At 73.1% G+C, this 25,625-nt stretch carries 26 protein-coding genes; 17 read left to right on the top strand and 9 right to left on the bottom strand.

Features of this window, described 5'->3' with window-relative positions:
* Positions 1-23: 23 nt before the first annotated feature.
* The 9 genes from RI578_RS35865 (at position 24) to RI578_RS35825 (ending at position 11,817) form a co-directional block, all read left to right on the top strand.
* A complete protein-coding gene (locus RI578_RS35865) occupies positions 24-2,525 on the top strand; it encodes a SpoIIE family protein phosphatase (protein WP_399063247.1) in 2,502 nt (833 codons plus the stop codon).
* Positions 2,526-2,645: 120 nt separating this feature from the next.
* On the top strand, positions 2,646-3,038 hold the full coding sequence (locus RI578_RS35860) for an STAS domain-containing protein (RefSeq protein ID WP_310874959.1): 393 nt from the start codon (positions 2,646-2,648) through the stop codon (positions 3,036-3,038).
* 158 nt (positions 3,039-3,196) lie between these two features.
* Complete coding sequence (locus tag RI578_RS35855) at positions 3,197-4,093, top strand: STAS domain-containing protein (RefSeq protein WP_310874958.1); 897 nt, start codon at positions 3,197-3,199, stop codon at positions 4,091-4,093.
* Positions 4,090-4,521, top strand: coding sequence for an STAS domain-containing protein (locus RI578_RS35850; RefSeq protein ID WP_310874957.1), 432 nt, complete (start codon positions 4,090-4,092; stop codon positions 4,519-4,521). The genes RI578_RS35855 and RI578_RS35850 overlap by 4 nt, the downstream gene beginning before the upstream one ends.
* Complete coding sequence (locus tag RI578_RS35845) at positions 4,521-4,961, top strand: anti-sigma regulatory factor (RefSeq protein WP_310875948.1); 441 nt, start codon at positions 4,521-4,523, stop codon at positions 4,959-4,961. Before RI578_RS35850 ends, RI578_RS35845 begins: the two co-directional genes overlap by 1 nt.
* Positions 4,961-6,028: an ATP-binding protein/SpoIIE family protein phosphatase gene (locus tag RI578_RS35840; RefSeq protein WP_310874956.1), complete on the top strand. Its 1,068-nt coding sequence runs from the start codon at positions 4,961-4,963 to the stop codon at positions 6,026-6,028. The genes RI578_RS35845 and RI578_RS35840 overlap by 1 nt, the downstream gene beginning before the upstream one ends.
* A gap of 184 nt (positions 6,029-6,212) precedes the next feature.
* A complete protein-coding gene (locus tag RI578_RS35835) occupies positions 6,213-7,946 on the top strand; it encodes a SpoIIE family protein phosphatase (protein WP_310874955.1) in 1,734 nt (577 codons plus the stop codon).
* 147 nt (positions 7,947-8,093) lie between these two features.
* The gene (locus RI578_RS35830) at positions 8,094-9,470 is read left to right on the top strand and encodes an NAD(P)/FAD-dependent oxidoreductase (RefSeq protein WP_310874954.1); all 1,377 of its coding nucleotides are present in this window, start codon (positions 8,094-8,096) and stop codon (positions 9,468-9,470) included.
* Between the two features lie 100 nt (positions 9,471-9,570).
* Entirely contained in the window at positions 9,571-11,817 is a 2,247-nt protein-coding gene (locus RI578_RS35825; protein ID WP_310874953.1) for an FUSC family protein, read from the top strand.
* 6 nt (positions 11,818-11,823) lie between these two features.
* On the opposite strand, the gene RI578_RS35820 is transcribed toward RI578_RS35825, so the two are convergent.
* The 5 genes from RI578_RS35820 to RI578_RS35800 form a co-directional block, all read right to left on the bottom strand.
* Positions 11,824-12,258 (bottom strand): hypothetical protein, encoded by a 435-nt coding sequence (locus RI578_RS35820; protein WP_121750679.1) that lies wholly within the window; start codon positions 12,256-12,258, stop codon positions 11,824-11,826.
* 28 nt (positions 12,259-12,286) lie between these two features.
* Positions 12,287-13,120 carry a DUF1206 domain-containing protein gene (locus RI578_RS35815; protein ID WP_310874952.1) on the bottom strand — a complete coding sequence of 278 codons (834 nt, stop codon included), beginning with the start codon at positions 13,118-13,120 and terminating at the stop codon, positions 12,287-12,289.
* Positions 13,121-13,291: 171 nt separating this feature from the next.
* Positions 13,292-13,537, bottom strand: a complete 246-nt coding sequence (locus RI578_RS35810) for a DUF5133 domain-containing protein (protein WP_310874951.1) — start codon at positions 13,535-13,537, stop codon at positions 13,292-13,294.
* A 49-nt stretch (positions 13,538-13,586) separates the two neighbouring features.
* Positions 13,587-14,468 carry a SigB/SigF/SigG family RNA polymerase sigma factor gene (locus RI578_RS35805; protein ID WP_310874950.1) on the bottom strand — a complete coding sequence of 294 codons (882 nt, stop codon included), beginning with the start codon at positions 14,466-14,468 and terminating at the stop codon, positions 13,587-13,589.
* Between the two features lie 178 nt (positions 14,469-14,646).
* A complete protein-coding gene (locus RI578_RS35800) occupies positions 14,647-15,093 on the bottom strand; it encodes an ATP-binding protein (protein WP_310874949.1) in 447 nt (148 codons plus the stop codon).
* Positions 15,094-15,261: 168 nt separating this feature from the next.
* Between RI578_RS35800 and RI578_RS35795 the strand changes: the two genes are divergently transcribed.
* The 3 genes from RI578_RS35795 (at position 15,262) to RI578_RS35785 (ending at position 17,756) form a co-directional block, all read left to right on the top strand.
* Complete coding sequence (locus RI578_RS35795; protein ID WP_310874948.1) at positions 15,262-15,477, top strand: hypothetical protein; 216 nt, start codon at positions 15,262-15,264, stop codon at positions 15,475-15,477.
* A gap of 49 nt (positions 15,478-15,526) precedes the next feature.
* Entirely contained in the window at positions 15,527-17,005 is a 1,479-nt protein-coding gene (locus RI578_RS35790; protein WP_310874947.1) for an aminotransferase class I/II-fold pyridoxal phosphate-dependent enzyme, read from the top strand.
* 295 nt (positions 17,006-17,300) lie between these two features.
* The gene (locus RI578_RS35785) at positions 17,301-17,756 is read left to right on the top strand and encodes a cyclic nucleotide-binding domain-containing protein (RefSeq protein ID WP_310874946.1); all 456 of its coding nucleotides are present in this window, start codon (positions 17,301-17,303) and stop codon (positions 17,754-17,756) included.
* 7 nt (positions 17,757-17,763) lie between these two features.
* On the opposite strand, the gene RI578_RS35780 is transcribed toward RI578_RS35785, so the two are convergent.
* Complete coding sequence (locus RI578_RS35780) at positions 17,764-19,074, bottom strand: MFS transporter (protein WP_310874945.1); 1,311 nt, start codon at positions 19,072-19,074, stop codon at positions 17,764-17,766.
* A 103-nt stretch (positions 19,075-19,177) separates the two neighbouring features.
* Positions 19,178-19,792 (bottom strand): LysE/ArgO family amino acid transporter, encoded by a 615-nt coding sequence (locus RI578_RS35775; RefSeq protein ID WP_310874944.1) that lies wholly within the window; start codon positions 19,790-19,792, stop codon positions 19,178-19,180.
* Positions 19,793-19,884: 92 nt separating this feature from the next.
* Here RI578_RS35775 and RI578_RS35770 point away from each other — a divergent pair, with 92 nt between their 5' ends.
* The 3 genes from RI578_RS35770 (at position 19,885) to RI578_RS35760 (ending at position 21,602) form a co-directional block, all read left to right on the top strand.
* Positions 19,885-20,808, top strand: coding sequence for a LysR family transcriptional regulator ArgP (locus RI578_RS35770; RefSeq protein ID WP_383554219.1), 924 nt, complete (start codon positions 19,885-19,887; stop codon positions 20,806-20,808).
* Positions 20,809-20,923: 115 nt separating this feature from the next.
* On the top strand, positions 20,924-21,175 hold the full coding sequence (locus RI578_RS35765; protein ID WP_310874943.1) for a WhiB family transcriptional regulator: 252 nt from the start codon (positions 20,924-20,926) through the stop codon (positions 21,173-21,175).
* 73 nt (positions 21,176-21,248) lie between these two features.
* Complete coding sequence (locus RI578_RS35760) at positions 21,249-21,602, top strand: DUF488 family protein (protein WP_310874942.1); 354 nt, start codon at positions 21,249-21,251, stop codon at positions 21,600-21,602.
* A 43-nt stretch (positions 21,603-21,645) separates the two neighbouring features.
* Here the strand turns inward: RI578_RS35760 and RI578_RS35755 are convergent, their stop codons facing one another.
* Together RI578_RS35755 and RI578_RS35750 are read right to left on the bottom strand one after the other, a co-directional pair.
* Positions 21,646-23,319, bottom strand: coding sequence for an FAD-binding dehydrogenase (locus RI578_RS35755; RefSeq protein ID WP_310874941.1), 1,674 nt, complete (start codon positions 23,317-23,319; stop codon positions 21,646-21,648).
* Positions 23,320-23,377: 58 nt separating this feature from the next.
* Positions 23,378-24,052 (bottom strand): TetR/AcrR family transcriptional regulator, encoded by a 675-nt coding sequence (locus RI578_RS35750; protein ID WP_399062519.1) that lies wholly within the window; start codon positions 24,050-24,052, stop codon positions 23,378-23,380.
* Positions 24,053-24,120: 68 nt separating this feature from the next.
* On the opposite strand from RI578_RS35750, the gene RI578_RS35745 reads away from it, so the two are divergent.
* Together RI578_RS35745 and RI578_RS35740 are read left to right on the top strand one after the other, a co-directional pair.
* Positions 24,121-24,750 (top strand): alpha-ketoglutarate-dependent dioxygenase AlkB, encoded by a 630-nt coding sequence (locus RI578_RS35745; protein ID WP_310874940.1) that lies wholly within the window; start codon positions 24,121-24,123, stop codon positions 24,748-24,750.
* 125 nt (positions 24,751-24,875) lie between these two features.
* Positions 24,876-25,622: an MBL fold metallo-hydrolase gene (locus RI578_RS35740; protein ID WP_310874939.1), complete on the top strand. Its 747-nt coding sequence runs from the start codon at positions 24,876-24,878 to the stop codon at positions 25,620-25,622.
* Positions 25,623-25,625: the final 3 nt, after the last annotated feature.

Here is a 25,625-nt window from a genome sequence, read left to right as displayed (position 1 = left end):
CGAGGAGCGTCCTCATCGTGAACATGTCCGAGCAGCCACGCGGGCCGGCCGGCGACGCGCCGCGGGACGCGTCGGCCACGCCGCCCCCGGCGTCCGGGCCGCGGCAGTCCTGCGCGGTCGACGGGCCGGCCGCCGGCTTGCGCGCGATGGCTCCGCTGTCGCCCGTGGGCAGGCTGGCGGCCACGGTGGACCGGCTCAGCCGCGAGGTGCGGGCCGCCCAGGCGGAGGCCGAGGGCCGGGCCCTGATCGAGCTCGCCAAGGGCATCCTGGTCGCGCGGCTCGGGTGTGGTCCGGCGCAGGCCGCGCGGCAGCTCGCCGAGCTGGCCGAGCAGTCCCAGGTGACTCCCCTGGAGTTCGCGGTCGACGTCATCAACCAGGCCGCCCGGGACCGGATGTCGGAGGTGACGGACGCGTTCCTGACGGCCACCGCCGCCGTGCGGGCCACGGACGCCGACGACGGCGACGACGGCGGGGACGCCGGGGAGGCGGTGGCCGAGTCGGCCGCCGTGCGCCTGCGGGCGGCCGAGAGCGGCGCGCTGGCCGCGGACGACACCCAGGCCGTGGCCGACGCCCTGCTGGAGCAGGCGCTGCGCCCGCTCGGCGCGGTCGCCGTGGCCATCTGGGCGGCCGGGTACGACGGGTCGCTCACGTTGGCCGGCAGTGCGGGGTTCTCCCCGGCCGAGGCCACCCGCTGGCGTTATGTGCCGCCGGACGTGGCGACGGTGGCCCGGTGCGGGCTGACCGAGCGCGAGGGCCAGTGGATCACCTCGCTGGCCGGTACCGGGCTGCCCAGCGTGGGCCGGCACCAGTACCCGGACGGCGGCAGGGTCGCCGTGCCCGCCGGTACCGGCGGGCGTATCCACGGCGTGCTGGAGATCGCCTGGCCGGTGCCGCTGGCTCCGCAGCCGCCCCAGGTGGTCCGTCAGGTGGAGGCCCTGGCGGAGCTGTGCGCGCACACCCTGGAGTCGTACACGCCGCCGGACGGTGCCGGACAGGAGCCGCCCGTCATGCCGGACGCGGTGGAGCTGATGGACCTGGCCGACGGTCTGTACGACCCCGCCCTGGTCCTGGTGCCGCACCTGGACGCCGCCGGCAACCTGGCGGACTTCCGCATCCAGCACGTGAACAAGGGCTTCCTGGATCCCGCGGGGCGGCCGCGTGCCGTCGTGCGCGGCGCGCTGCTGCTGGAGGCCTACCCGATGGCCGCCGGGGACAGCGAGCTGTTCCAGAACGTGGAGCGGGTGTACGCCACGGGCGAGCCGTTCCGGGCCCGGCGCATCAACCTGACCGCGCTGGTGGACCAGGTGCCGCTGTCGGCGGTCGCGGACATCAGTGTCAGCAGGCACGGCAACGCCGTTCTGCTCATCTGGCGCATCGAGGACGAGACGGCCCGGCTGGCCAGCCTCCTCCAGCACGCCCAGCGCCTCGGCCGCATCGGCGGCTTCGAGGAGAACCTGCTGACCGGCGAGATCACCTGGAACGGACAGCTGTTCGACCTTTACGGGCGTCCGCAGACGAGTGTGCCGGTGCCGCTGGAGGAGCTGACCGCCCACGCCCACCCGGACGACGCCGTCACCATCGGCCGGTTCCTGCGCACGCTGCTGCACCACCGGCGGCCGGCGTCGGCGGCGTTCCGGCTGCAGCGGCCCGACGGGGTGACCCGGCACGTCCGGGCGGTGGCCGAACCGGTCCTGGACACCGACGACCGCCTTCTCGTCGTACGGGGTGCGTACCAGGACATCTCGGCGCAGCACTGGACCGAGGTGGCGCTCGCCGCGACGCGCGACCAGCTGGCGCATACCGAGCAGCAGGCCATCGAGCGGGCCCGGCTGACCCTGCAGCTGCAGCACGCCATCATGCCGCCGGAGCAGACCCCGCTCAAGGTGCCGGAGCTCCAGGTGGCCGTCCGGTACCGGCCGGCGGAGACGGAGCAGCTGGTGGGCGGCGACTGGTACGACGCCGTGATGCTGCCGAGCGGGCGGGTGCTGCTGTGCGTGGGCGACGTGGCCGGGCACGGCATAGAGGCCGCGACCAGCATGGTGGTGCTGCGCAACGCCCTGCGGGGCCTCGCGGTGACCGGTGCCGGGCCCGGCCAGCTGCTGTCGTGGCTCAACATCGTGGCGCACCATCTCACGGGCGGGGTCACCGCGACCGCGGTGTGCGGGCTGTACGACCCGGCCCGCCGCACGCTGCGCTGGGCCAGGGCGGGCCATCTGCCGCCGGTGCTGGTCCGCGGCGCGGACGCCAAGCCGCTGCCGCTGCTCAAGGGCATGCTGCTGGGAGCGGTGGCCGAGGCGGTGTACGAGGAGGACGAGGTGCAGCTGGCCGGCGAGGACACGCTGCTGATGTACACCGACGGTCTGATCGAACGCCGCGACCGCTCGGTGGAGGAGGCGCTGGCCCAGTTGCTGAGCACCGTCCGTCCGACGCCGAACACCCTCGACCAGCACCTGGACCGGCTGCTCACCTACAGCAGGTCGGACACGGACGACGACACGTGCCTGGTGGGCATCCGGGTCGGGTGACGCAGGACACGGAATTCCGGTCCCGACCGGACAGGTGTGACGAACGGATTCGGGGGTAATCGCCGGGCGCGGTGGGACACGATGACGTCCCACCGCCCGGCCGTATTGTTGGAGGTACACGTGCCCATAGCCCAGAACCCGCTGTCCGTCGAGGTGACGCTGCCCCGGGAGGAGGTCGCGCTGCTCACGGTGGAGGGCTACCTGGACGTCGACACCGCGACCGAGCTCCAGCACCATCTGGCCAACCAACTGCACCACGGCCGGCGGCACTTCCTGCTGGACCTCTCCGAGGTGCCGTTCATGGACTCGTCCGGCATGAACATCATCCTGCGGGTCTATCAGGAGGCACGCGAGCTGCCGGGCAGTGTGCACATCATCGCGCCCACCCCGGCCGTGCGGCGCGTGCTGGATCTGACGGGGGTGAGCCTCACGGTGCCGGTCTCCGAGAGCATCGACGAGGCGCTCTCCCGCGTCGACGCCCAGCCGGAGGGTCCGCGGATACCCGAGGTCTGAGTTTCCCCCTCCTACCCGACGCTCATCCGAAACGTTCGCGCGGGAGCAGGTGTCGTACGAGGTCGGCGGGTGGTTACAGTTGTCGCCCGGCAGAGTCACGTCGCCGTCACGTCGCCTCCCGGGGCTGTGCGGCGCAACGCGGATGAGGAGTGGAACAGGTGCCGGAACAGGCGGAGGGAACAGCGGGATCGCCGACGAACGAGGTCAGGGACTTTCTGCGGCGTCGCCGTGAGCAGATCGCCCAGCGGTGGGCGGACGAGCCGTTGTTCCGGGCCGTGTTCACCGTCTCGCGCGACGAGGCGGTCGAGGCGGGCAAGGCCGTGGTGGACGCGCTGGCCCAAGTGGCGGACGCGGCACGGGTGGAGGACCCGGACGCCGCCGGATTCACGACGGTGCGCGAGCAGTTGGCGCGGATGGGCGCGGCCCGCTCGCGGGCCGGCCTGAGCACCGCCCAGGTGTCGAGCGAACTGGCCGCCCTGCGCCCGCCGGTCGAGAACCTGCTCGTGGCCGACCTCACGGACGCCTCCGCCGAGCACGCCCGGGACAGCGTCACCACGCTGAGCGTGCTGATGGGCACCCTGCGGGTCGTGGTCATGCAGACGGCGCTCAGCGAGGGGCAGGCGCTCATCGACCGCCAGCGGCTGCAGTTGCTGGAGGTGGCCACTCCCGTCATCAAGCTGTGGGACGGCATCGTGGCCGTCCCGCTGATCGGCACGCTGGACAGTGCCCGCAGCCAGGTCGTCATGGAGACCCTGCTGGAGTCCATCGTGGAGCAGCAGGCGCGCTACGCGATCCTGGACATCACCGGGGTGCCGACCGTCGACTCGCTGGTGGCCCAGCACCTGATGAAGACGGTCGCGGCGGCCCGGCTGATGGGCGCCGAGTGCATCGTGTCCGGCATCCGGCCCGCGATCGCGCAGACCATGGTCCACCTCGGCCTGGACCTGGGCACCGTGGTCACCCGGGCGAGCCTCGCCGACGCGCTGGGCTATGTGCTGCACCAGCTCGGGGTCGGCATCGTGAACCCCGTCGCGAACGGTCCGGTCACGCGGTGAACGAGGCATTCCCGGGGCCCCACGCGGGTCCCGTGACGGGTCATGTTCCGGTCCTCCGGCTCGGCGAGGTGCTGCTGGTCACCCTTCAGGGAGACCTGCACGACAGCACGGCGCAGCAGCTCCAGCAGGACCTCGCCGAGACCATCTCCCGCAGCGGAGCCACGGGTGTGATCATCGACATCTCCGGTGTGGAGATCGTCGACTCCTTCCTCGGCCGCGTCCTGGCGGAGATCGCCGGGCAGACCGAGTTGCTGGCCGCGCGTACCGTGGTGGTCGGCATGCGGCCGGCGGTGGCCATCACCCTGGTGGAGCTGGGCCTGACGCTGCCGGGGGTGCACACGGCGCTCAGTACCGAGGTGGCTCTTGACCTGCTGACGCGGCACGCCCCGTCGTCCCGCTTCGGCGGCCTGCGCCAGGAGAGTCCGTGATGCACACTGCCGCGGGCGCCCAGGCCCGCCTGCCGATCCGTTCGGACATGGATCTGGTGTGGGTACGTCAGCACGTGCGGCAGGCGGCCGCCCAGCTCGGCTTCGGTCTGGTGGACCAGACGAAGCTGGTCACGGCGGCCAGCGAACTGGCCCGCAACACGCTCGTGTACGGCGGCGGTGGAACGATGGAGACGGAGCCCCTCGCCGAGGGGGGCACCCGTGGGCTGCGGCTGACCTTCAGCGACGAGGGACCGGGCATCGCGGACCTGGAGCAGGCGCTCAGCGACGGCTTCACCTCGGGGGGCGGGCTGGGCATGGGGCTGGGCGGCGCGCGGCGCCTGGTGCACGACTTCGCGATCGAGAGCGACCCGGGTGCGGGCACCACCGTGCGGGTGACCTCCTGGGTGGGCCGGCCGCCTCGCCCGCGTGAGGAGTCCTGATGCCGCGCGTGTGGGACGTACCGGTGCACGACTCCACCCGGGTGCGCGACGCCCGGGTGGCCGCGGAGCACGCGGCGGCCCTGGCCGGGCTGGACGATCGGCGCACCGCCACCGCGGCGCTGGTGGCGACGGAGCTGGCGACCAATCTGCTCAAGCACGCCGGGGGCGGTCGGGTCCTCATCGACGTCGTCGCTCCCACCGTCCTCTCGGCCGACCGTGACGGCGATACCCGGCTCGTGCAGGTCACCACGGTCGACCACGGCCCGGGGATCGCCGACGTGCCCGCCGCCCTGCGCGACGGTTACAGCACGACGAACTCCCTGGGCGCCGGTCTCGGCACCTGCGCGCGCCTCGCCGACGACTTCGACCTGCACAGCGGCCCTGGGCGGGGCACGGTGGTGGTCGCCCGGGTCGGCCCCGTACCCGACGGCCGTGCCGCGGAGCCCGGTCCGGCGGCCGGGGTACGGGCCGGCGCGGTGAACGTCCCCTTCGGCGGGGCCGACTACTCGGGCGACGCCTGGGCGTGGGTCCGGGCCGGGGACCGGGTCACGCTGATGCTGGCCGACGGGCTCGGCCACGGCCCGGAGGCGGCCCGCGCCTCGACCGCCGCCGTCGAGGCGCTGCGCGGTTCTGCCCACCTAGGGCCCGCCGAGGCGCTGCGGCGGCTCGACACGGCGCTGGGCGGGACCCGCGGCGCGGCCGTCGCGGTGGCCCAGGTCGACACGCGTGCCGCGGTGCTCAGGTTCGCCGGCGTCGGCAACATCGGGGCACGGCTGTGCGCGGGCGGCACCTGGCGGCACCTGGTGTCCCGGCCCGGCATCGTCGGCACCCACCGGCCCACGACCCTGCGCGAGGAGGAGGCGGCCTGGGCAGACGACCGGGTGCTGGTCCTGCACAGTGACGGTCTGCCGAGCCGCTGGACCCCGACGCCCGACACCTGCCGCACGGCGGCCGACCCGGCGGTGACGGCCGCCGTGACGGTCCGTGACGCCAGCAGTTCCGCCCGCCCGGTGCGGGACGACACCGCCGTGGCCGTACTGGCCTCGACCCCGCCGGATGCCCGATGACCCGTACCCCACACACCACCGACGCGGCCCGGTCACGCCCCACCATGACGCACCCGGCCGCGGCCCCCGGCGTGCCACGACTGGAACACCGGCAATCCACGGCCCCAGCCAGCAGCGAGCCCGCCCACCCCACGCAGAACGACACCACCGCGACCGGCCCGGCCCCGACCCCGCTGGACCGCCCATGACCCGCACCTGGCAGATCACCGACATCACCGACGCGGCCCAGGCGCGCATCACCACCGCGCGCCTGGCCGCGGCCTTCGGTGTGCCGCCCCTGGAGCGGGCGCGGCTGGTGGCGTCGCTCGGCGCGCAGCTGCGGCTGTGTCTGACCAAGGGCGGTACCTGGCGGCTCACCCTGGAGGCGGGCACGGCTTCCCGCGCCACGCCGGAGGCCGGGGAGGGCGTGCTGCACGCCGTGCTGACGCCGTCGCGCGACGCCGCGGCCGCCGGGGAGCCTCCGTGGCGGGTCACGGTGCCCTGCCCCGAGGCCGTGCCGACCGCCGATGTCGACGCGTCCGCGGACGACCCGGCCACGCTGGCCGAGGCCCTCCTGGGAGCCGACGAGGACACGGCACTGGTGCTGGACAGGCTCACCGAGCAGGAGGACCTGGTCGAGTTCCACCGGGAGGAGCTGCACCAGACGAACCAGGGCGTCGTGGCCCTGCACGCCGAGCTGGACGCCGCCGGGCGGGCCCAGCGGGAGGCGTTCGCCGCCGAGCGCAAGGCGCGTACGGAGGCGGAGAACGCCCGTCGCAGGCTGACGTTCCTGGCGGACGCGAGCGCGGTGCTGACGGCGTCGCTCGACCACCACGAGATCGTGCGCCGCCTGCCGGAGCTGCTGGTGCCGGAGTACGCCACGAGCGTCGACGTCTGGCTGTTCGAGCAGGAGGGCGACCGGCCGGGGCCCGCCCATCCGGCCGCCGCCGTGGTCGCCGCCCGCACCGGGCGGCCCCAGTACGCCGCCGCTCACCCCGGCGGCCTGCCCGGCGTCGACGACCAGCCGCCCTCGGCGCTGGAACCTCAGCGGCCCCTGCTGTGCATCCCGCTGCCGACCCGGCAGGCGCCCCTGGGCGTGGTGACCCTGTCCCCGCCCGGGGAACGCTGGGACCCGGACGACGCCGTGATGGTGATCGAGCTGACCCGGCGGGCCAGCATCGCCATCGACCACGCCCAGCGCTACCAGCACAACCGCGACATCGCGGAGACGCTCCAGCGGGCCCTGCTGACGGAACTGCCCGCCCCGCCGGGACTCGGCCTGGCCGCGCGCTATCTGCCGGCCACTCACGGGCTCAACATCGGCGGCGACTGGTACGACGCGTTCCGCCAGCCCGACGGCGGCGTCATCGCCGTGGTCGGCGACGTGACCGGGCACGGGCTGCGCGCGGCCGTGATGATGAGTCAGCTGCGCACCGCGCTGCGCGCCTACGCCGTCGACGGCGGCAGCCCCGGCCGGCTCCTGACCCGGCTGCACACCTTCCTCCACCACCTCCAGCCCGACCTCTTCGCCACCGCCGTCATCGCGCGCTTCCACCCCGACGACCCCACCATGACGTGGGCCGCCGCCGGCCACCCGCCGCCGGTGCTGCGTACCCCGGACGGGCGGGTCCAGACCCTGGACGCGAAACCGGGTGCGATGCTCGGCATCCCGCTGAAGCAGGAGATCGCCGACCACACGGTGCGGCTGGCGCCGGGCTCGACGCTCGCGCTGTACACGGACGGTCTGGTGGAGCGCCGCGCCCGGGGCATAGACCCGGGCATCGCGCGGCTGGCCGAGGCACTCGGGTCGTTCGGCTCGGCGGAGCTGGAGGCGGACCTGGAGGGTTCGGCGGACGGCATCCTGCGTCCCCTGCTCAGCGACTCCGAGCGGGACGACGACGTGTGCCTGCTGCTGTGCCACCTGCGCGGGTCCGGCTGACCTGCGCCGACACCGAACGTGTCGCCTGCCTGCCGCGTCCGGCTGGCCGAACCGGTGTGGGCGCGGTGGGATCGACGAGGTGCGAAGCAGCGATCCAGGGGCAGGCGAATGGCGTTCGCGGCAGACCGCCTGGAGCCGCAGAAAGGGATGAACACCGTGACACGACCCAGGATCCTGGTGGTCGGCGCAGGTTTCGCCGGCGTGGAGTGCGTCCGCCGTCTGGAGCGGAAGCTCTCCCCCAACGAGGCCGACGTCACCCTGGTGACGCCATTCTCCTACCAGCTCTATCTGCCGCTGCTGCCCCAGGTCGCCTCCGGGGTGCTGACGCCCCAGTCGATCGCGCTCTCCCTGCGCCGCAGCAGCAAGTACCGGACCCGGATCATCCCGGGCGGCGCCATCGGCGTGGACCTCAAGGCGAAGGTCTGCGTGGTGCGCACCATCACCGACCAGATCGTCAACGAGCCGTACGACTACATCGTGCTGGCCCCCGGAAGCATCACCCGCACCTTCGACATCCCAGGGCTCACCGACAACGCGTTCGGCATGAAGACGCTGGCGGAGGCCGCGTACATCCGCGACCACGTCATCTCCCAGCTGGACCTCGCCGACGCCAGCCAGGACCCCGCGGAGCGCGCATCCCGGCTGCAGTTCGTGGTGGTCGGCGGCGGTTACGCGGGCACCGAGACCGCGGCCTGTCTGCAGCGGCTGACGCACGCGGCCGTCAAGCGCTACAACCGGCTCGACCCGAGTCTGATCAAGTGGCATCTGATCGACATCGCCCCGAAGCTGATGCCCGAACTGGGCGAGAAGCTCGGACGCGACGCGCAGGAGGTGCTGACGCGGCGCGGCATCGAGATCTCCCTGGGCGTGTCCATCGAGAAGGCCGGCCCCGAGGAGGTCACCTTCACGGACGGCCGGGTGGTGCCCACCCGCACGCTGATCTGGACCGCCGGAGTGGTGGCGAGCCCGCTCATGGCCACGCTCGGCGCGGAGACGGTCAAGGGACGGCTCGCGGTCACCGCCGAGATGTGCCTGCCCGACCACGACGGGGTGTTCGCGCTCGGCGACTCGGCCGCCGTGCCCGACCTCGCCAAGGGCCAGGAGGGCGCCGTCTGCCCGCCCACCGCCCAGCACGCCATGCGGCAGGGCCGGCACGTCGCCGAGAACCTCATCGCCACCCTGCGCAACCAGCCGATGCGGCCGTACGTCCACAAGGACCTGGGGCTCGTCGTCGACCTCGGCGGCACCGACGCGGTCTCCAAGCCGCTCGGCGTCGAACTGAAGGGCCTGCCCGCCCAGGCCGTGGCCCGCGGCTACCACTGGTCGGCGCTGCGCACGGGCGTGGCGAAGGCCCGGGTGGCGGCCAACTGGACGCTCAACGCCATCGCCGGCGACGATTTCGTCCGCACCGGCTTCCAGGCCCGCAAGGCGGCCAAGCTGAAGGACTTCGAGTACACCGACGCCTATCTGACGCCGGAGCAGGTCCGGAAGCAGGTGGAGGGAGCGGGCCGGGCGCAGCTGTGACCCGGCGGCAGTGGTCCGTTCGCGGCATGGCATGCTGAGAAGTGGATCTCGGCGTGAACCGGCCGGGGATCGGGCGTGAATCGGGAGAGTGTACGGCGGCGTGAAGGCAGCGGGGCGCTCGGTGCGGACACGGCTGCGGGACCGCGTCGCCGCGTCCGACCCCGGGCTGCTGCGGTTGACGGCGGGCCTGCGGACGGTGGGTGCCATCGCGCTGGCGCTGGCGGTGCTCGCCGCGTTCGGTGCGGACGTCACCCATCTGGTGGCGGGTGCCATGGCGGCGATGGTCGCGACCTTCGCCATCCGGGAGAAGGAGCTGAAGGGGCAGGCCGTCACCCTTGCGCTGGGCCTGCCCGTCGCCCTGGCGTCGGTGTCGATCAGCGCCCTGCTCACCTCGCGGGTCGTCATCGGTGACGCCTTCTTCGTCGTACTGATCTTCTGTGCCGTCTTCGTCCGCCGGTTCGGCGACCGCGGCACCGCGCTCGGGCTGATCGGCTTCCAGGTCTACTTCGTTTCCCTGTTCGTCGGCGCGAAGGTGTCGGTGCTGCCGGGGCTGCTGGGTGCCATCGCGGTGGCGTTCGTGTGCAGTGCGGTGGTGCGCTTCGCGGTGGTGCCGGAGACACCGGCGGGCGTGCTCCAGCGGCTGCGGCAGGCGTTCCGCGCCCGGCTGGCGCAGCTGATCGCGACACAGAGCGAGTTGCTGGACGCCGGTCCGGACGGGATCGACAAGACGCTGGAGCACCTGCGCGACGGCACCGCGCGCCTGCACGAGACGGCCCTGATGATCCAGTCCCGGCTGGAGGAGGGCACTCCCGACGCGTCCACGGCGCGTCTGGTGCAGCGGCGCATCGCGGACGCCGAGATCGCCGCCGAGCGCCTCGGCCTGCTGCTGCTGACCGCGCGCAGCGCCGAGCGGGCGGACACCCTGACCCTGCATCTGCCGGGCGCGCCCGCGCCCTCGGTGGGCCGCTCACCGGCGCCCGGCGAGGCCACGGAGATCCTGCGCCGCGATCTCGGGGCGCTGCGCACGCTGGTGCTGCGGCCGCCCGCCGAGGCGCGCGGTACCGCGCTGTCCCATCTGCGCAACCGGCTCCTCGGCTACCGCGACGAGGAGAACCTGCCCGAGGCGATCCCGGCGGTCCAGGACGTGTTCCGCGGCATCGGTGAGACCGCGCGTGCGGTCATGGGCCTGCGGATCGCCCTGGACGGGCCGCAGGACGAGTCGGACGACACTCCCGCGACGACCCGTTCCCGGGAGGAGCTGGACGCCGAGGACGCCGCCATCGACGGCGGTGAGGAGACCGCCCCGAAGGAGGAGCCGACCGGGCTGCGGCGGCCCACCACGCGCGCCGCGGTGCAGGTGTCGGTGGGGTCGTCGCTGGCCATCCTGGGCGGGGAGCTGCTGTCCGCCGAGCGCTGGTACTGGGCGGTGCTCGCGTGCTGGATCGTCTTCCTGAACACGGCCTCCACCGGCGAGATCCTCGTCAAGGGCTACCGCCGCGTGCTGGGCACGATGCTCGGGGTGGTGGCCGGCATCGTGCTGGCGGGCCTGGTGGGCGGCCACACCTGGATCGCGTTCGGGCTGGTGCTGCTGTTCATCTTCGCGATGTTCTACACGGCGCCGCTGTCGTACACGCTGATGTCGTTCTTCGTGACGGCGATGCTGGGGCTGCTGTACACGCTGCTGCACACCTACAGCCTGTCGGTGCTGCTGCTCCGTGTGGAGGAGACGGCGCTCGGCGCGGCCTGCGGGATCGTGGCGGCGGCGCTGGTGCTGCCGATACGCACCGACCGGCGTACGAACGAACTGCTCGGCACGGTGCTGGAGCGGCTCACCGACGTCACCGAGGGAGCGGTCGACCAGCTCAGTGGCGGGCCGGCGGCCGATCTGCTGGACACGGCGCGGGAGCTGGACCAGGCGCTGGGCGATCTGCGGGCCGCCACGCAGCCGCTCACCCATCCGATCACGCCGCTGCGGGCGCGGCGCAACACCGCCCAGTACGTGGTCGCGCTGCTGGAGACCTGCGCCTATCACGCGCGGTCGCTGGCCGCGACGGCCGAGCTGCTGCCCGCCCACCCCTCGATCGCGGCCGACCCGCGACTGCGCGGGGCGGTGCGGCGCACGGTGCGCAACATCGAGGCGATCGCCGCCCGCGTCGCCGACGAGGACGCGGAGAGCGAGGTGGAGACCGGGCCGAGCATCGCCTCGCTGCTGGCCCCGGACGCCGCCGGGGTGCCGCGGTACGGCCGCATCACCGGCCGGGTACTGCGGCACCTGGAGCGCCTTGACGAGGCGGTCATGGGTCTGGCCCGGCCGCTGGGCGTGCCCGTCGCGCCGCCGAAGCGGTGACGACGCTCAGAAGTCGCTGGGCAGACCGCTCGCCTCGGCGATGCCGCGCAGTTCCTCGTTCTGCACGTGGCGTTCCTTGAGGTAGTCGGCTATCTCCCCGAGGCGTTCGGGGTCGGAGGCGGTGGCCGCGTCGGTGACGACCCGGACCGGGCCGGTCTCGTCGGTGCTGATCTCGACGACCTCGTTGTCCAGTCGGCCCGTGACCGCGGTGGCGATGACCAGGGCGGCCTCGTCCCTGATGGCCTGGGGCAGCGCCTCGGCGTTGTCCCCGTCGAGGGAGAAGTCGATGGTGGGCATCTGGTGCTCGTCGATCGCCTGGAGGACGGGTTCCACCACGCTGAGCAGGAGCTGGTAGTCGTCGGTCTCCATGCGTATGCGCAGGAGATCGAGGTAGACGTCCACGGGACGTCCGTCCGGCGGAGGAATCTCGTGTTCGTTCATTCGCCCCGTGTTCCCCGTGCGGCGCGGCTCAGACGCGGCGCCATCGCGCGAGGGCGAAGGAGAAGACGCCGAACAGCATCAGACCTGCGGCGACGCAGATCAGGAGCCAGGGTCCGAGCGGGGTTTCGGCGAAGGAGCGCAGGGTGTCGTCCAGTCCCTTCGCCTTGTCGGCCTCGTAGTCGACGGCGGCCCGCACGGCGAAGGCGCCCGCCGCGGCGAAGACCAGTCCGCGTGCCGCGCCGCCGCCGACTCCGGTGACGTCGACCAGCCGCCGGGCCCGGGGGCTCAGCACGCCGATCTTCAGCTTCTTGTGGTAGCCGCGGCGCAGCGCCTGTACGCCGATCACCACTCCGGCGACGACGATCGCGACGCCTGCCACGCCCACGAGCCACCGCCCGGCGGGCATCTCCATCACCTTGGCCGTGACGTCCCGGGACTGCTGGTCGCTGGAGCCGCTGCCGCCGGTCCCGGCCGCGAAGGCCAATACCGAGTAGGCGACGAACGCGTAGAACAGGCAGCGGGCGGCGGCCGGCAGCCGCTTCTTCGCCGTCTGGCCGTCCTTGCCCGTGGCGCCGAACAACGCCTCGGACAGGCGCCACAGCGCCATGCCGACGAGCCCGATGCCGAGCGCCCACAGCAGTACGGCGCCGAAGGGCTTGTCCGACAGCTCGGCCAGGGCACCTCCGCGATCCGCCTGCCGGTTTCCGGTGCCGAAGCCGATCTGCAGGGCCAGGATGCCGACCAGCAGGTAGATCACGCCGCGAGCGGTGAGACCCGCCCGGGCGGCCCCCTCGGCGGCCGAGCCGTTCGCCGCCCGCCTGGCCCGACCGCGGCCGGTACGTGCCATGACACGTGCGTTCATGTGGACCTCCCCTCCCGGACTCCGCATGCCCCGGCATCCGCCGCGCACACCGGGCGGCGGGGCCGGTGACCGGGCGGAACGCGCGCCGCCCCGGTCACCGGGACGCACGACTGCCCGTACGCCGCCTCGCGGCGTACGGGCAGTCACGCCACCACACGTCCCCGCCGTGGGTCAGTCCGCCACTCCCGCGGGCTCGGCGACGGGCACGGGCACGGGGGCCGGGCCGGCCGCGAGCCAGCGGCGGGCGGCCTCCAGGGCCAGTGCCACATCACGCGTGCCGGTCGACACGCACAGCGTGTACGCCAGGTCCCGGGTCCGGGGGCCCGGTCCGCCCGTGTCGTCGGCGGGCTCGTACAGCGCGGCCGCCTCGTACTCGTCGACGAGTCCGCGCAGCACCGCGGGGTGGGGCATCAGCATCCGTCTCGTTCCTCCTTCGGTCCTCTGTACGTCAGGTACGCGCCGGTCGTCAGGTGCGCACCGGCCGGCCGGTCCCCCGGCGGCCCGGCCGCTGGCCCATCGCCTCGTCGCGGACGCGGGCGCAGCTGCGGCTGATGAGTCGCGAGACGTGCATCTGCGAGATGCCCAGGTGGTCGGCTATACGGCTCTGCGTCATGTCCTCGAAGAAGCGCATGTAGAGGATGGCGCGCTCGCGTTCGGGCAGCCTGCGCAGCCCCTCCTTGGCGGACTCGCGGTCGATCACGGTGTCGTACGAGGCGTCCGCCGCGCCGAGGGTGTCCGCGAGGCTGTAGCCGTCGTCGCCGGCCGACAGTTCGGCGTCCAGCGAGAGGGTGCTGAAGCTCTCCAGGGCCTCCATCCCGGCGCTGACCTCGTCCTCGGTCAGTCCGGTGTGGGCGGCGAGGGCGGCCACCGAGGGTTCGGGGCTGCCCGGGCTCTGGGTGAGCTCGCGCCGGGCGACCCGCACCTTGTTGCGCAGTTCCTGGACCCGGCGGGGCACCCGCAGGGCCCACATCCGGTCCCGGAAGTGGCGCTTGACCTCGCCGGTGATGGTGGGCACGGCGTAGCTCTCGAAGGCTCCCCGTTCCGGGTCGAAGCGGTCGATGGCCTTCACCAGGCCGAGCGCCGCGACCTGGCGCAGGTCTTCGATGGACTCGCCGCGGTCCCGGAACCGCCCGGCGATCCGGTGGGCCATGGGCAGCCAGGCCGTGACGAGTTCGTCGCGCACGGCGTCGCGTTCGGGGCCGTCCTCCAGCCCCGCCAGCCGGCCGAAGAGGGCCATGGTGTCGGGGGCGTCGTCGTGCCGGCGACGGGCGGGAGCGGCGGTGGCAGCAGCCGTGGCGTGGGCGGGCTCGGGGGTTGCGGGACGGGTGGCGGACGTTTCGATGAGCATGCGGATTCGCTCCTGAACGGTGGTCTCAGGGGACTTTCCGCGGGAACGGCACTGTCCGGGTCACTCACCCGGAGGGCCTAAGCAGCCATACCGCTCCCGCTGCTGCGCCTCCGGTCCGAAGCACGAACTTGCGACTGCCCCCACCCCGGTGGAACAAACTCCGCTTTTCGAAAAGTACTCAGGACAGCGGAACGACCACGGTGATGCACTTGCCTCCCGTGGGAAGGTCTGCCACCCGCACGTCGCGTGCGAGCCTGCAGACGATCGGCCAGCCCCGGCCGCCCACGCGGCGGCGCCCCTGGGTGTCGGTCGGCGGCACGGCCACCGGCAGGTCGTGGCTGCGGTCGCACACCGAGAGCCGGACGCCGGGTCCGACGACGTCGACCTGGAAGTCGGTGATGCCGCCGCCGTGCAGGATCGCGTTGGTGGTCAGTTCGGAGGCGACGAGCACGGCGTCCGACAGGGCGCCCGCGTCGCACGACGTGTGGCCGTCGGTGCCGCGGCATTCGGTGACGACGCGTTCGACGGTCCGGCGTGCCTCGGCCGGTTTGCAGGGCCGGTACCGCCGGTGCCGGTCCGCGCCGTACTGTTCGACGACGGGTTCGGTCGTGTGCCTGTCACACATCCGTCAGCTCCCTGGTCGGTGGGATGGGCCGGATCCGGTCGGCCCCACGCCGTGTGCGCGCCGTGCGGCCTCGTTACTTTCGGCTGACCTCTGCCCGTACCCCCAAACCTCCGGCCCTCCTTACGGCCCAGCGGCCATCCAGGCGCCCTGCGGGGGTACGCGGAGTGCATGACGGATGTTGTGGACTCGGACGAACTGCTGCGCCGCATGCACCGCGCGAGGGCCTGCGCGGTGGATCAGGAGCGGACCTGGCGGGCGCGGAGTGAAGAGCTGCGGCCGACCGACCCGGAGGGTTCCCGGGAGGCCGCCGTACGGACGATCGCGTACGAGGCCGTCCTGCGGGTGCTGGACGAGGTGCTGACCCCGGGGCGTAACGCGCGGTGAGGAGCCGCGGGGCGGATTGACGGGGTTCCGGCCGGGAAACCGGATCGGCATGACAGCCGACCACACCCGAGCACCGGTCCTTGAAGCCCTCGTCGACTACCGCCGCGAGGGGCGGTTGTCGTTCACGCCTCCTGGGCACAAGCAGGCGCGTGGGGCCGACCCCGCGGTGCGCGAGGTGCTGGGCGACGCCGTCTTCTACGGTGACGTGCTGGCGACCGGCGGACTCGACGACCGGCTGACCAGGGGGCGGGTGCTGCAGCGCGCACAGGAACTGATGGCCGACGCCGTGCACGCCGACCACACGTTCTTCTCGACGTGCGGGAGTTCCCTGTCGGTGAAGGCGGCGATGCTGGCGGTCGCGGGGCCGCACGAGAAGCTGCTGATCGGCCGGGACGCCCACAAGTCCGTCGTCTCGGGGCTGATCCTGTCCGGTATCGAGCCGGTCTGGGTCGAGCCGCGCTGGGACGCGGAAGGGCACCTGGCCCATCCGCCGTCCGCCGAGGAGTTCGAGAAGGCGTTCGCCGCCCATCCCGACGCCAAGGGCGCCCTCGTCACCAGCCCGACGCCGTACGGCGCGAGCGCCGACCTGCGGGCCGTCGCCGAGGTCTGCCACCGTCGCTCGGCGCCGCTGATCGTCGACGAGGCCTGGGGAGCGCATCTGCCCTTCCACCCGGAGCTGCCGTCCTGGGCGATGGACGCGGGCGCCGACATCTGTGTGACCAGCATCCACAAGATGGGCAGCGGTCTGGAGCAGGGCTCCGTTTTCCATCTGCGCGGTGACCTGGTCCCGCCGAAGCTGCTCGGTATGCGGGCGGACCTGCTGGGCACCACCAGCCCCTCGGCGCTGATCTTCGCCGGGCTGGACGGCTGGCGCCGCCAGATGGCGCTGCGCGGACGCGAGCTGATGGGCGGCGCCCTGGAACTGGTTGCCGAGGTCCGCGCGGCCGTCGAGGAGATCGACGGCATGCACGTCAACGACCGGGACGACTTCTGCGGCCCGGGACTGGCCCACGGCTTCGATCCGCTGCCCGTCGTCATCGACCTCGACGGGCTCGGCGTCTCGGGCTTCCAGGCGGCGGACTGGCTGCGCGAGCAGCGGAGCGTGATCGCGCACATCACCGACCATCGCCACATCGGCACGCAGATCACCCACGGCGACGACCGGGAGACCGCCGGCGAGCTGCTCGCCGCGCTCAAGGACCTCGCGCGCGCCGCCCCCGGTCTGGAGCGCGCCCCGCGCGTCGACGTGCCGTCGCCGGCCGAGTTGCGGATGCCGCAGGTGGGTCTGCCCAGGGACGCGTTCTTCGGCCCCACGCAGGACGTGCCGCTGGACCGGGCGGCCGGTCGCGTCGCGGCGGAGATGATCACGCCGTACCCGCCCGGCATCCCGGCCGTCCTGCCCGGCGAGCGGCTGAGCGAGCCCGTCCTGCGGTATCTGCGCAGCGGCCTGGAGGCCGGGATGTACCTACCGGACCCGAGCGATCCGGAACTGGCGACGGTCAGGGTCGTCGCGGAGGACGGCGAGTGAAACGGGTCACGTGCCCCGGGTACCGGTTTCACGGAACGGACGGAGATGGTTTAGCGTTCATCCATACGTGGCGACGAAGTCGACCGGAGTGTCCTTCGTACGTCACCGCTTACGGCCCTGGCTGGCTTCCCCCGTCCAGCCAGGGCTTTTTCATGCCCTGGCGGCGCCGTCCCCGGATCCGGCACGGAATCCGTACGGGATCCGCCGTCCGCCGAGGTGCTCAGGGCGCCGAGAGCGACTGAAATGGGCATAGGGAAAGCCCCGGAACCGAATCGCCGGCGAGGAGCCCCGTGCCATGACCAAAGCGATCAAACTGCTGACCGCACTCCCCCAGCCCCAGCGCGAGCGGCTGATGGCGCTCGCCCGGGAGGTCTCCTTCCCGGAGGACTCCCGGATCTTCGAGGCGGGAGACAGGGCCGACCGCTTCTGGATCGTCCGCTCCGGCGCGGTCTCCCTGACCCAGCAGGTGACGTCCCTGCAGCGGGTCACGGTCGCCAGTCTCGGCGCGGGCGACCTGCTCGGCTGGTCCTGGCTGTTCCCGCCCTACGAGTGGGATTTCGGCGCCGAGGCCTTCAGCCCGGTGCGGGCCTACGAGTTCGACGCGGCCCCGGTGCTCGCCCTGTGCGACGAGGAACCGCACCTCGGCATCGTGCTGGTGCGGTCGGTCGCCGAGATCCTCGCGCACCGGCTGGAGACCACCAGGGGCCGGCTCATGGAGCACTACGCGTTGCACGGGCGCGGCTCCCTGTGAGGTGCCGTCAGACGCGGTAGCGGCGCAGCGCCGGCACCGCGGCCGCCAGGGCCAGCATCACCACGACGACGAGCAGCCCGCCGCCGGCCACCGCCTCCCGCGCGCCGAAGGCGGAGCCCGCGCCGCCGTGCAGGACGTCGGCCAGGCGCGGGCCGCCCGCCACGACGACGGTGAAGACGCCCTGCATGCGCCCGCGCATCTCGTCGGTCGCGGCGGACAGCAGGATCGCGCCGCGGAACACCATGGAGACCATGTCGGCGATGCCGGCCACGGCGAGGAACGCCACCGCGAGCCACAGGCTTCCGCTCAGTCCGAAGCCGGTGATGGCGGCGCCCCAGACCACCACCGCGCCGATCACCATCCAGCCGTGCCGGCGCGCCCGGGAGAAGGTGCCGGAGAACAGTCCGCCGGCCACCGCGCCGATGGGGATCGCCGCGAAGAGCAGGCCGAGGGCGAGTCCCTCGCCGTAGGGGGCGTAGGTCTCGGCGGCGAGTTGCGGGAACAGGGCGCGGGGCATGCCGAGGACCATGGCGACGATGTCGGCCAGGAAGGAGAGCAGCAGCACCTTGTGCCCGGCGATGTAGCGGAAGCCCGCCAGGACCTCGCGCACGCCCGCGCGTCGGACCGCCGTACCCGACAGCGGCGGCAGGGCGGGGAGTCTGTACACCGCCCACACCGTGACGCACAGGGCGAGGGCGTCGATCAGGTACAGCTCGGGCAGGCCGACGACCGGGATGAGCGCACCGGCGAGCAGTGGCCCGACCACCTGTCCGGTCTGCATGACGGTCGAGCCGAGCGCGTTCGCGGCGGGGAGTTCCTCCTCGGGGACCAGGCGGGCGACGGAGGCGCTGCGGGCCGGGGCGTTCAGGCCCCAGAAGGCCTGCTGCAGCGCGAGCAGCAGCATCAGGGCGGCCACCGACTCGAGGCCGGTGGCCGCCTGTATCCAGAAGAGCAGCGAGGTCACGGCGATGCCGGCGTTGGTGACCAGGAGCAGTTTGCGGCGGTCCACGGTGTCGGCGACCGCGCCGCCCCACAGCGCGAACACGATCAGCGGCAGCAGGCCGGCGAGGCTCGCGGCGCCGACCCAGGCCGAGGAGCCGGTGATGTCGTAGATCTGCTTGGGCACGGCGACGGCGGTGAGCTGGCTGCCGACTGCCGTGACGATGGTCGAGGACCAGAGCCTGCGGTAGGCCGGCCGGCGCAGGGGGCGGGTGTCCATGGCCCACCGGCGCCACCCGCCCCGCCGGGACCCGTCCGGGGCGGGGGCCTTCGCCGCGGGTCGGGGCCCGCTCTCGCTGCTGCTCTCGCTCGTGTCCACGCGCTTCCTACGTGCTCGATACATCTTTCGGCTGCGGGGATCACTATCGCAGCTCCGTTCGAGTACGGGGGACGCGTGTGACCGGGCCCGGCCCGCTCCCCGTTCAGGCTCCGGCGACGAGCGTGACGCCGAGGACGATCATCGTGGCGGCGACCACTCCGTCGAGGACCCGCCAGGCCGCGGGGCGGGCCAGGAAGCGGCCGAGGTAGCGGGCGCCGAAACCGAGCGCGGCGAACCAGCACAGGCTGGCGGCCGCGGCACCCAGGCCGAACGTCCAGCGCAGCGGGCCCTGGTCGGCGGCGACCGAACCCAGCAGGAACACCGTGTCGAGGTAGACGTGCGGGTTGAGCCAGGTCAGCGCCAGGCAGGTGAGGATCGCCCGCCGACGCGAGCCCGCGGCGTCACCGTCCGCCCGCAGCGCACCGGCCGGCCGGAACACGCGCCGAGCGGCCAGGGCGCCGTAGCAGAGCAGGAAGGCGCCGCCGATCCAGGCGACCGCGGTCAGTGCGCCCGGCCAGGCCACGACCACCGCGCCCACCCCGCCGACGCCCAGGGTGATGAGCAGGGCGTCGGACAGGGCGCAGATACCGACCACGGCGAGGACCGCGTCACGGCGGATCCCCTGGCGCAGGACGAAGGCGTTCTGGGCACCGATGGCGACGATGAGCGAGAGGCCGGTGCCGAAGCCCGCGGCCGCGGCGGTGAGTGCGTTGGTCATGCCATTGACGCTAAGCGGGCGATCACAGGAGGTACAGCTAAAGATTCTTACGCATCCTTAGCGTTCTTAATGACGCGTGGCACGATGACACGATGACTGGCACGACGGGAATGACCACGGCCGCCTTCGCGGATCTTCCGCTCGACCAGGTGCGGACCCTGCTGGCCGTGGTGGACGAGGGCACCTTCGACGCGGCCGCCGCGGCGCTGCACGTGACGCCGTCCGCGGTCAGCCAGCGGGTGAAGTCGCTGGAGCAGCGCACCGGCCGGGTGCTGCTGCTGCGCACCAAGCCGGTGCGGCCGACGGATTCCGGCGCCGTACTGGTGCGGCTGGCCCGCCAGGTGGCCCGGCTGGAGCGGGACGCGTACGCCGAGCTGGGGCTGAGCGGGGCCGGGGAACCGACGCGGGTCTCGGTCGCCGTCAACGCCGACTCGCTCGCGACCTGGTTCCTGGGCGCCCTCACGCGGGTGCCCCGGGAGCCGCGGCTCTGTTTCGAACTGCGCCGCGAGGACGAGGACCACACGGCGACCCTGCTGCGGGAGGGCGTGGTGATGGCGGCGGTGACCTCGTCGCCCGACCCCGTTCCCGGCTGCACCGTCCGTTACCTGGGCCGGATGCGGTACCTCCCCTGCGCCAACCCCGGTTTCGCCGAGCGGCATCTGGACGGACCGCTGCGGGAGTTGCTCGTCGAGGCGCCGGTGGTGATCTTCGACCGGCGGGACGACTTCCAGGACGGCTTCGCGCGGCGCCTCGGTCACGACGGCGCGGGTTCCGCGCGGCACTACGTGCCGACCTCGGAGGGCTTCGCCGAGTCGGTCGCCGCCGGCCTGGGCTGGGGCATGGTGCCCGAACCGCAGGCGGAACCGCTGCTGCGCGGCGGGCGGCTCGTCGAGTTCGCCCCGGATCTGGCGGTGGACGTCCCGCTGTACTGGCAGCAGTGGAAGCTCGACTCCCCGGCGCTGGCGACGGTGGCCGAGGCGGTGGTGGCGGCGGCGCGGGAAGAGCTGCGGAGGTAGGCACGACGGCACGACCGAAGGCGCGGCGCCGGTTTCACTCCGCTGTCGACAGGTCACCCGCAACGGAGTAAGGCATTCACGAGGGCGCGAACGATACCGATCGCAGGTGACTTTGATGGACAACTGGCGAGAGCACGCCGCGTGCCGCACGGAGGACCCCGACCTGTTCTTCCCGATCGGCACCACCGGACCGGCCGCTTTGCAGACCGAGCAGGCGAAGACGGTCTGCCGGCGCTGCCCGGTCCAGGAGCAGTGTCTGCGCTGGGCACTCGACACGGGGCAGACCATCGGCGTCTGGGGCGGCACCAGTGAGCTGGAACGCCGTGCGCTCAAGCGGCGCGAGACCGTGCGCAGGAAGTCCGGCTGATCCCGGTGCGACCCCGTCGCCTCCGGCACCCGGACCTGGGTCCGCGACAGCACCGCCCCGGAAAGGACCGGCCGTGAACGTACGTGTGCACCGCGTCTACGACCCGCCCGAGCCGGACGACGGCGTGCGCGTCCTGGTGGACCGGCTGTGGCCGCGCGGCATGGCGAAGGACGCCGCGCACGTGGACGAGTGGCCCAAGGGACTCACCCCGTCGACCGAGCTGCGCCGCTGGTACCACGCGGGTGACGGCTCCTACGAGGAGTTCGCCGAGCGGTACGAGGCCGAGCTGGCCGCCCCGGAGGCGTCCGAACTCCTCGACCGCGTACGGGAACTGGCGCGCGAGGGGGACGTGACCCTGCTCACGGCGTCCAAGTCGCCCGAGGAGAGCCATGCCGCCGTGCTCCTCCGTCTCCTCGACGAGGCGTGAGGAGACGGAGGAGACGGGGAAGCCGGCGAGTCGCGTCCCTCGCTCAGCCGGTCTGCCGCGCCGCGGCCCGGCCCGCCGCCCGCCCGGAGAACAGGCAACCGCCGAGGAAGGTGCCCTCCAGCGCGTTGTAGCCGTGCACCCCGCCGCCGCCGAAGCCGGCCACCTCGCCGGCCGCGTACAGGCCCTCGACGGGTGTGCCATCGGCGCCGAGGGCGCGGGAGTCGAGGTCGGTCTGGATGCCACCGAGGGTCTTGCGGGTCAGGACGTGCAGCTTGACCCCGATCAGCGGGCCGGCCGCCGGGTCGAGGATGCGGTGCGGCGTGGCGACCCTGCCGAGTCGGTCGCCGATGTAGCGGCGGGCGTTGCGGATGCCCTGGACCTGGGCGTCCTTGGCGTAGGGGTTGGCCATCTGGAGGTCGCGGGCCTCGATCTGGCGCCGGATGGCGGCGGCGTCCAGGAGCGGCTTGTCGGTCAGGCCGTTCATCCTGTCGACCAGTTGCTCCAGGTTCGGCGCGGACACGAAGTCGGCGCCCTTGCGCAGGAAGGCGTCCACCGGGCCCGGCGCGCCCTTGCCGAGGACGCGTTCGCGCAGGAAGCCGGCGCGGTCCTTGGCGGTGATGTCGGGGTTCTGCTCGGAGCCGGAGAGCGCGAACTCCTTCTCGATGATCTTCTGGGTGAGGATGAACCAGGAGTGGTCGTGGCCCGCGAGGTCATCGGCCGTGCGCAGGTGCCGGAGGGTGCCGAGGGTGTCGTAGCCGGGCAGGCAGGGCTCCGGCAGGCGGCGGCCGAGGGCGTCGAACCACATCGAGGACGGTCCGGGCAGGATGCGGATGCCGTGGCCGGGCCAGATCGGGTCCCAGTTGCGCACGCCCTCGGTGTAGTGCCACATCCGGTCGCGGTTGACCAGGCGTGCGCCCGCCTCGGCGCTGATGTCGAGCATCCGCCCGTCGACGTAGGTGGGGACGCCGGTGACCATCTCGGCGGGCGCGGTGCCGAGGCGCTCGGGCCAGTGGCGGCGGACGATGTCGTGGTCGGCGCCGATGCCCCCGGAGGTGACGATCACGGCCTGGGCGGTGAGTTCGAACTCGCCGACGGGGTCGCGGTTGGAGGCGACTCCGCGCGGCGAGTGGTCCTCGGCCAGTACCGTGCCGCGCACGCCGCGCGCGGTGCCGTCCTCGACGACCAGGTGGTCGACGCGATGGCGGTGGTGGCGGGTGAGCAGTCCGTCGCGCACGGCCTGCTTGGCGTGGGCCACGAAGGGTTCGACGACGCCCGTGCCGGTGCCCCAGGCGATGTGGAAGCGGGGCACGGAGTTGCCGTGCCCGCCGGCCCGGAGGTCGCCGCGCTCGGCCCAGCCGACGGTGGGCAGGAAGGTGATGCCGTGTCCGGCGAGCCAGGACCGCTTCTCCCCCGCCGCCCACTCGACGTACGCGCGGGCCCAGCGCACGGCCCAGGAGTCCTCGTCCTCGGTCCGGTCGAAGCCCGCGCTGCCCTGCCAGTCGTTCCAGGCCAGGTCGAAGGAGTCCTTGACGCCGAGGCGGCGCTGCTCGGGGGAATCGACGAGGAAGAGGCCGCCGAAGGACCAGAAGGCCTGTCCGCCGAGGTTGGCCGCGTTCTCCTGGTCGACGAGGGCGACCCTCCTGCCCCGGCTGGTCAGTTCGTGGGCCGCGACCAGTCCGGCCAGGCCCGCTCCGACCACGATGACGTCGGCATCCATGGCGACCGTCCCTTCCTGTTCCGTGTCGTTGGGTTCGAGTGGTGTCGCGTCATTGGGTTCAGGTGGTGTCGCCGCCCTCGGTGAGCAGTGCGGTGAGCAGCTGTCCCAGCCAGGCGCGGGCGTGCTCCACGTCCCGGTCCAGGAGCAGTTGGGTGGTGACTCCGTCGTACGCGGCGACCACGGCGTGCGCGGCGCCGTCGGCGTCGCCCAGCACGGCGGGCAGGGTCGCGTCCCCGCGCGCACCGGCGAGCCGGTCGGCGATCGCGCGCCTGAGCCGCGCCCGGTGCTCCAGCAGAGTCCGCGCCACGGCCGGATCGCGGGCGGCGTGCACCAGGAAGTCCGTCTTCACCAGGAGCCAGTCCCGGTCCAGGAGCAGCACCTCGGTGACGCGGTCCACGGCGGCGGGCACGTCCAGGTCCGGACCGTCCAGCGCGAGGGCGCCGGACACCTGCTCCGCGATCAGGTCGGCCCGTTCGCGGTAGAGGGCGAAGAACAACTCGTCGAGGCTGTCGAAGTTCGAGTAGAAGGCGCCCCGGCTGTATCCGGCCGCCTCGCAGACCTCCTCGATCGACACCCGGCCGAACCCCTTGGCACCGAACACCGCGAAGGCCGCGTCCAGGAGGTTCGCGCGGGTGCGCGCGCGGCGCCTGGTCACGCGCCCGGTCGTCGCCCTCACCACCGTCTCCGGACCTCCTCCGTTCGATTCGCGAATGTATCGGATACACCGGCGCATCCGAAGGGGTGTGACGCAGCGCGTGACACGCATCGAACACAGTTTCGAATGAGGAGTACGCTGGTGCCATGACCACGCACCTCCAGGGATCGCTCTTCGACCAGACGGACGAGGCCCGGCTCGGCCCGCTCGCCGGGCTGCACCGCACCCACCTGGGCTCCGGGGCCTGGATCGACCTGCTCCCCGGGTGGCTGAGCGGCGCCGACGCGCTGTTCGAGCGGCTGGCCGCCGACGTCCCGTGGCGCGCGGAGCGGCGGGCCATGTACGACCAGGTGGTCGCCGTACCCCGCCTGCTCGCGTTCTACGGCGCGGGCGACACGCTGCCGCACCCGCTGCTGACCGAGGCGCGCGACGCGCTGTCCGCGCACTACGCCCAGGAGCTGGGCGAGCCGTTCACCACCGCCGGCCTGTGCCACTACCGCGACGGCCGGGACAGCGTCGCCTGGCACGGAGACCGGATCGGAAGGGGCGCGCGCCAGGACACGATGGTCGCCATCCTCTCCGTCGGCGCGCCCCGGGACCTGCTGCTGCGCCCGGCGGGCGGGGGCGGCGACACGGTGCGCCGGCCGCTGGGCCACGGCGACCTGATCGTGATGGGCGGCTCCTGCCAGCGCACCTGGGAGCACTGCGTCCCCAAGAGCACCCGCGCCGCGGGACCACGCATCAGCGTCCAGTTCCGCCCGCACGGCGTGCGCTGAGGGCCGTGCGGCCGGCGTGCACTGAGGGCAGTACGGCGGCGTGCGCCGAGGGCCGTGCGGCCCTTCGCCTGCCGTGTCTGGTTGGCTGTCCTGTCGGGCAACCACCTGGAAGGCGGGAGACCACCATGCGCGCGGACGTGCGGCAAGTCGCCGACGACACCTACCTGGTGCACGGCGGCAACACCAACTGGGTCCTCCTCACCGACGGCGACGCGGTGACCCTGGTCGACACCGGCTACCCCGGCGACCGGCAGCTCCTGCTCGGCTCCCTGGCCGCCGTCGGCAGCTCACCCGAGGCGGTCGAGGCCGTGCTGATCACCCACGCGCACAACGACCACCTGGGCTCGGCCGAGTACCTGCGCGCCGCCCACGGCACCCCGGTCCTCCTCCACGAGGCCGAAGTCCCCCACGTCCGGCGGGACTTCCTCCAGCAGGTGTCGGTCGGCACGGTCCTCGCCAACGCCTGGCGGCCGGGCGTGCTGCGCTGGGCGGTGCACGTGCTCCGCTCCGGCGGCACCGAGCAGCACCCGGTGACCGCGCCGGAGCCCTTCCCGACCGAGGGCGCCCTGGACCTTCCCGGCCGGCCCGTGCCGGTGCACACCCCCGGACACACCGACGGGCACTGCGCCTACCACCTCCCCGACGCCGGGGTGGTGATCTCCGGCGACGCGCTGGTGAGCGGGCACGCCACCTCCCGGATCGCGGGACCGCAGCTGCTGCCCGGCATGTTCCACCACGACCTGGCGCGCACCGTGGCCTCCCTCGACGTCCTGGCGGGGCTGGACGGCGACGTCCTGCTGCCGGGGCACGGTCCCGTCCACCGCGGCCCCGTGAAGGAAGCCGCGCGACGGGCGCAGGAAGGGGCGTTCTAGAGT

The organism is Streptomyces sp. BB1-1-1, assembly GCF_031597775.1.
GTDB lineage: Bacteria > Actinomycetota > Actinomycetes > Streptomycetales > Streptomycetaceae > Streptomyces > Streptomyces thinghirensis.
Note: the sequence above shows the minus strand (reverse complement) of the source record. Positions and strands in the feature narration are given on the sequence as shown.

Excerpts from the sequence above, each read along its gene's own strand:
- RI578_RS35755 (WP_310874941.1), bottom strand. The coding sequence starts at position 23,319 with ATGGATGCCGACGTCATCGTGGTCGGAGCGGGCCTGGCCGGACTGGTC.
- RI578_RS35800 (WP_310874949.1), bottom strand. The coding sequence starts at position 15,093 with ATGTGTGACAGGCACACGACCGAACCCGTCGTCGAACAGTACGGCGCG.
- RI578_RS35835 (WP_310874955.1), top strand. The coding sequence starts at position 6,213 with ATGACCCGCACCTGGCAGATCACCGACATCACCGACGCGGCCCAGGCG.
- RI578_RS35840 (WP_310874956.1), top strand. The coding sequence starts at position 4,961 with ATGCCGCGCGTGTGGGACGTACCGGTGCACGACTCCACCCGGGTGCGC.
- RI578_RS35790 (WP_310874947.1), top strand. The coding sequence starts at position 15,527 with ATGACAGCCGACCACACCCGAGCACCGGTCCTTGAAGCCCTCGTCGAC.
- RI578_RS35845 (WP_310875948.1), top strand. The coding sequence starts at position 4,521 with ATGCACACTGCCGCGGGCGCCCAGGCCCGCCTGCCGATCCGTTCGGAC.
- RI578_RS35815 (WP_310874952.1), bottom strand. The coding sequence starts at position 13,120 with ATGAACGCACGTGTCATGGCACGTACCGGCCGCGGTCGGGCCAGGCGG.
- RI578_RS35820 (WP_121750679.1), bottom strand. The coding sequence starts at position 12,258 with ATGAACGAACACGAGATTCCTCCGCCGGACGGACGTCCCGTGGACGTC.
- RI578_RS35765 (WP_310874943.1), top strand. The coding sequence starts at position 20,924 with ATGGACAACTGGCGAGAGCACGCCGCGTGCCGCACGGAGGACCCCGAC.
- RI578_RS35795 (WP_310874948.1), top strand. The coding sequence starts at position 15,262 with ATGACGGATGTTGTGGACTCGGACGAACTGCTGCGCCGCATGCACCGC.
- RI578_RS35775 (WP_310874944.1), bottom strand. The coding sequence starts at position 19,792 with ATGACCAACGCACTCACCGCCGCGGCCGCGGGCTTCGGCACCGGCCTC.
- RI578_RS35750 (WP_399062519.1), bottom strand. The coding sequence starts at position 24,052 with ATGCGCCGGTGTATCCGATACATTCGCGAATCGAACGGAGGAGGTCCG.
- RI578_RS35805 (WP_310874950.1), bottom strand. The coding sequence starts at position 14,468 with ATGCTCATCGAAACGTCCGCCACCCGTCCCGCAACCCCCGAGCCCGCC.
- RI578_RS35740 (WP_310874939.1), top strand. The coding sequence starts at position 24,876 with ATGCGCGCGGACGTGCGGCAAGTCGCCGACGACACCTACCTGGTGCAC.
- RI578_RS35785 (WP_310874946.1), top strand. The coding sequence starts at position 17,301 with ATGACCAAAGCGATCAAACTGCTGACCGCACTCCCCCAGCCCCAGCGC.
- RI578_RS35745 (WP_310874940.1), top strand. The coding sequence starts at position 24,121 with ATGACCACGCACCTCCAGGGATCGCTCTTCGACCAGACGGACGAGGCC.
- RI578_RS35830 (WP_310874954.1), top strand. The coding sequence starts at position 8,094 with ATGAACACCGTGACACGACCCAGGATCCTGGTGGTCGGCGCAGGTTTC.
- RI578_RS35770 (WP_383554219.1), top strand. The coding sequence starts at position 19,885 with ATGACTGGCACGACGGGAATGACCACGGCCGCCTTCGCGGATCTTCCG.
- RI578_RS35810 (WP_310874951.1), bottom strand. The coding sequence starts at position 13,537 with ATGCTGATGCCCCACCCCGCGGTGCTGCGCGGACTCGTCGACGAGTAC.
- RI578_RS35865 (WP_399063247.1), top strand. The coding sequence starts at position 24 with ATGTCCGAGCAGCCACGCGGGCCGGCCGGCGACGCGCCGCGGGACGCG.